Source organism: Spiroplasma endosymbiont of Megaselia nigra, assembly GCF_003987485.1.
Taxonomy (GTDB): Bacteria; Bacillota_I; Bacilli_A; order Mycoplasmatales; family Mycoplasmataceae; genus Spiroplasma.
Genome location: NZ_RCOO01000095.1, coordinates 1 through 4,205 on the forward strand (window position 1 = coordinate 1; position 4,205 = coordinate 4,205).

The 4,205-nt window shown below is 23.7% G+C and carries 2 protein-coding genes and 1 pseudogene; 1 reads left to right on the plus strand and 2 read right to left on the minus strand.

Features of this window, described 5'->3' with window-relative positions; translation table 4 throughout:
• Positions 1-2,419 (plus strand): annotated as a pseudogene (locus D9R21_RS07160) (hypothetical protein); the annotation flags it as partial.
• A 34-nt stretch (positions 2,420-2,453) separates the two neighbouring features.
• Here D9R21_RS07160 and D9R21_RS04600 read toward each other — a convergent pair.
• A complete protein-coding gene (locus D9R21_RS04600; RefSeq protein ID WP_126821285.1) occupies positions 2,454-2,906 on the minus strand; it encodes a hypothetical protein in 453 nt (150 codons plus the stop codon).
• A 116-nt stretch (positions 2,907-3,022) separates the two neighbouring features.
• A complete protein-coding gene (locus D9R21_RS04605) occupies positions 3,023-3,733 on the minus strand; it encodes a hypothetical protein (protein ID WP_126821286.1) in 711 nt (236 codons plus the stop codon).
• Positions 3,734-4,205: the final 472 nt, after the last annotated feature.

Genomic DNA, 4,205 nt, shown 5'->3' on the forward strand with positions numbered 1-4,205 from the left:
ATCTGAAAAAATGTTAGCACAATTAGCAGAAAATGATGAACCAATTGATTATTCAATTGATAGTATTCCATTAGACTTTGCTAATCAATCACAATATAGTGACCCTGATTTAGAACAATTATTTAGTGAAGACCGTGCTAGAACCTTATATATTTATAAAATTAATAATCTTGTTAAGACAAAGCAAAAACCAACTTTAAACTACTCTCAAAATAGCGTTAAAATAGGTTTTATTGACAAAGATGAATATATTAAAATTATTGGCTATGAAATTAGTGACTTTAATTTTAAATTACAAATACAACAAAACACCACATTACAAGATAATGGCACAAGTTATGTAATGATTGACGAAAAAGATATTTTACTTAATGATATTTCAAAACAAGACAAAGAATTTTTAGAATCCTATGACTTAAAAATAGTATCTATCAATGAACAAATTACCGAAGACAATAAAAATGAATGCTATATCATTGAAGAATATAAACGAACTTATACACCTGATGGTATTAATGTTATTAAATCGATGCATTTAGTAAAAATAACTGACTTTAAATGAAAAAATCAAAATAGTATTCATTTAGTTTTACAAAAATCATTGTCCGAAGACACAGTATTTACTGGCATTGAAATTAAATATCCTAAATCAATGTTATTTTGTAATATCAAATGTTGGGGTAATGTTAATGGTGTTTATTCCTACCCATCATCAATTGTTGAAAATGCTAGTTTAGTACCTTTACTATCAATGCCTATTGAAACAAATCCTAATTTAAGAATATTTCAATATTGATTTACTGAAAGTTTTTTGCCTTGAAGTATTGCCAAAAATTACATTCAAGGAAAAGATATTTTAGGTTTATTAGGTATTAAAAAATTAAATATTGTTTTATTAAATTATTTAACATATCGTTATAATTATGATCGTAAATTTCAAGAGGCAAAATACGATGAAAAAGGAAATCCTATCAATAAATCTGCTATATTACGCCAAAAATTTGAAGGACAAAAACCAGAAGATGTAATTGATGGATTATTTGAAAATTGAAAATTAGATAATTATAAATCTTTAAATGATAGTGCTGTAAAAATGTTTAAACAAATTATTTATATGTTATCAAATTATACATATAGTAAATACGCAATTAATAAGGGTTATAATGATGATATTAAATTATTTTCTCCTTATTATTTTGAATTAATATCTAATCCAAGAGAGGAAGAAACTGGATATTGAAAATTTGAAGACTGCAAAGTTCAACTAAATTCATCATATTTTAATTTTAGTGGTGGTTATACTCCACCAACACCAATAAATTATTGAGAAGAAGTTTATGCAAGTGAAAAACCATTTATTACTGTTGATAATAAATATTATTTTGTTGTTTGATTAGATGACAAAGAAAATAACTGAAAAATTATTAAATTAAAAAATGATATAGATCTATATGAACCTTCAAAATGAAAACTTGATGAATCTAGTAATTATTATTTAGGAATGGGAAGAAATGGTATATATATTAGAAATATATCAGGCTTTATTAAATATGCAAAAACTTTCAATAATGGTGATAGTGATTCATATTTTAAAGTTTATCGTTGAGATGGAACAAATGAACCAAACACACCCTTTATTTCGCCTAAAACAGGTCAAATTACAGATTGAAATTTAAAACAACAAAGAAATGTTAATAACAACAAAAATAATGAAATTACAGTAACTTTAAAAAATAAAAATATTTCAGAAAATCCTATTTATCAATTAGAAGCAAATTATTTTAATTGATTATCAATAACAAATGAATTAGAAACAAATAACATCTCTTCTCTTATTCCGGCAGAAGTTAAATTATCAGATGGTGAATATGGCAAATATTTAACTAATTTAATTGTTTCTAATAACAAAATAGAAGAATATTTAAACTATTTTTCGAAACAAGATAAATTAGTTTATTCTAATACTGCTTGAACAAATATGGGTAAAAATTTAGTTGAAGATAATATTAAAATAACTTATGATAAAAAAATATTTATTTTAAATCAAATTGAAATATCGGGTATATGAGGTTATGGAAATTATGATATAAATATTTTTATTGAAAAACCAAATGAAAAAATTATTGCAGGAAAAGATATAAATTTAGAATTAATTAAAAGTTGTCCTATTGGAACCAAAGTTAGTGGTAAAGATAGAAATACATATCTGCAATTAATCAAAGATGACACTTGATATTTGTATAAAAATGGAATTGAAGATGAAAATTCTTATTCAAATGTTGCGGTTGTTGATTTTTTAAAACAATCAAATAGTATAATATTTTTTTATCCACCTATAAAAGAAGAAATTAATATTAATAATTTAGAATTATTTAATAGAAATAATGAAAAACTATCATTAATTACATTAGAAATATAAAAACTCATTTAATTAATTAAATGAGTTTTTATATTTATTCATCTTCAACGTTTATTTCGCCAGTTTTAGAATCAACAACTAAATTAGGAAAATCTGTATTAATATTTCAACGATAAACTTTAAAATATGAATCACTATCACCATTATTGAAAGTTTTTGCATATTTAATAAAGCCTGATATATTTCTAATATATATACCATTTCTTCCCATTCCTAAATAATAATTACTAGATTCATCAAGTTTTCATTTTGAAGGTTCATATAGATCTATATCATTTTTTAATTTAATAATTTTTCAGTTATTTTCTTTGTCATCTAATCAAACAACAAAATAATATTTATTATCTACTTCATTAAATGGAGATTCTTGCGGTGCTATTCATTCTAAATTGTCTTTGATTTCTTGCTTATCTGTATTTATTTTATATTTTTCTTTTAATTTATCTAATTGTTCTTTTGTATATTCTTGTGGTTTATTACAAGCCACTAAGCTTGTTGTACTTGTTCCTAGTTAAAGTGATTGTACCTAAAATAGTTAATATTTTTTTCATATATTTCTCTTCTATTTTTTATAAAGTTTGTTAATTTTATTAAAAAAATAAATTATCAACTTATTTCTTGCGGAAATATATAATTTCTTCCTTCATTAATTTCAACTTGAACTGATCCATAGTATCTAAAATTTCCTTCTGGAACATAAATTCTAGCTCCCCCATTTCTTATATTTGAAACCCTTAATATATTTGATAATTCAAGTGGTAAATTTTGATTATTAAACATAAAAGCTTGTATAATGTTTCTTTCATTTGGGCGTTGATTAAGAATATTTAAATTAATATTTAGATTTTGGGTAGATAAATTTAATCTGCTACTTCAATTTGAATTTAGACCAAATGAATAATTTTCTTCTGATGGAATTTGTCCCCCATTAAAAATTACTTGAACAGTACCTGTATATAAAGCTCCGCGAGCATCAATAATAGCTCTATCCCCATAATTTGCTACAACATGTATTATTCTATCTCTTTGATTTGTTAATCTTAATTCTGTTGGTAAATTAGGATTTGCTCGCACAAAAGCATTTAAAATTTGTAAATCAGATATTCCATTTGCCCCCTGTCTTATTGTTCCTAGATTAGTTTGCGTAACATAAGTAGATATATCTGTTTGATGTTGCCTTTTTACTCTATTAAAATTAAAATTTTCTAATTTATTTTCTTGTTTTTCTTTTTGATAAGGACTAGCAGCAATTGTTGTTGGTACAGCAGTGCCACTAATTGTTAATACACTTAATAAACTTAAAAGTTTTTTCATTTATATATTTCCTTTCTTTGTCTTGAAACTTTTTTTTACCAATACCAATTAACATTATATATAGATATATATGCAAGTCAAGTATTTTTAAATGTTTCTATTTTAGAAAAGAAGTTATTTAAATGATTATTATTGTAATTATATTGTACTAAATCTGGGCTCGCGGTGATTTTCATAATTTTGTGAAAAATGCCTTAAAGTTTAAAAAAACTTTTGCCGCGCTTTTCAAAATGCTTGGGAAAAATTCTAAGCGTTAAGCGAAGAATTTTATAAAGGTTCCCAAATTTATTTGAAAGAATCTCAAAACTTTTTTTAACTTGTAAGTCATTTTATCACAAAAATTTAAGAAAATCAACCGCTCGCCCAAAACCTCAAAAAACTATATAATTAACTTTGTATATAAAAGAAAGGATTTTTTAAAATGGATAAAACAAAGCATCATTTTACTTTTAAAGAAAGAGTAATGTTAAAA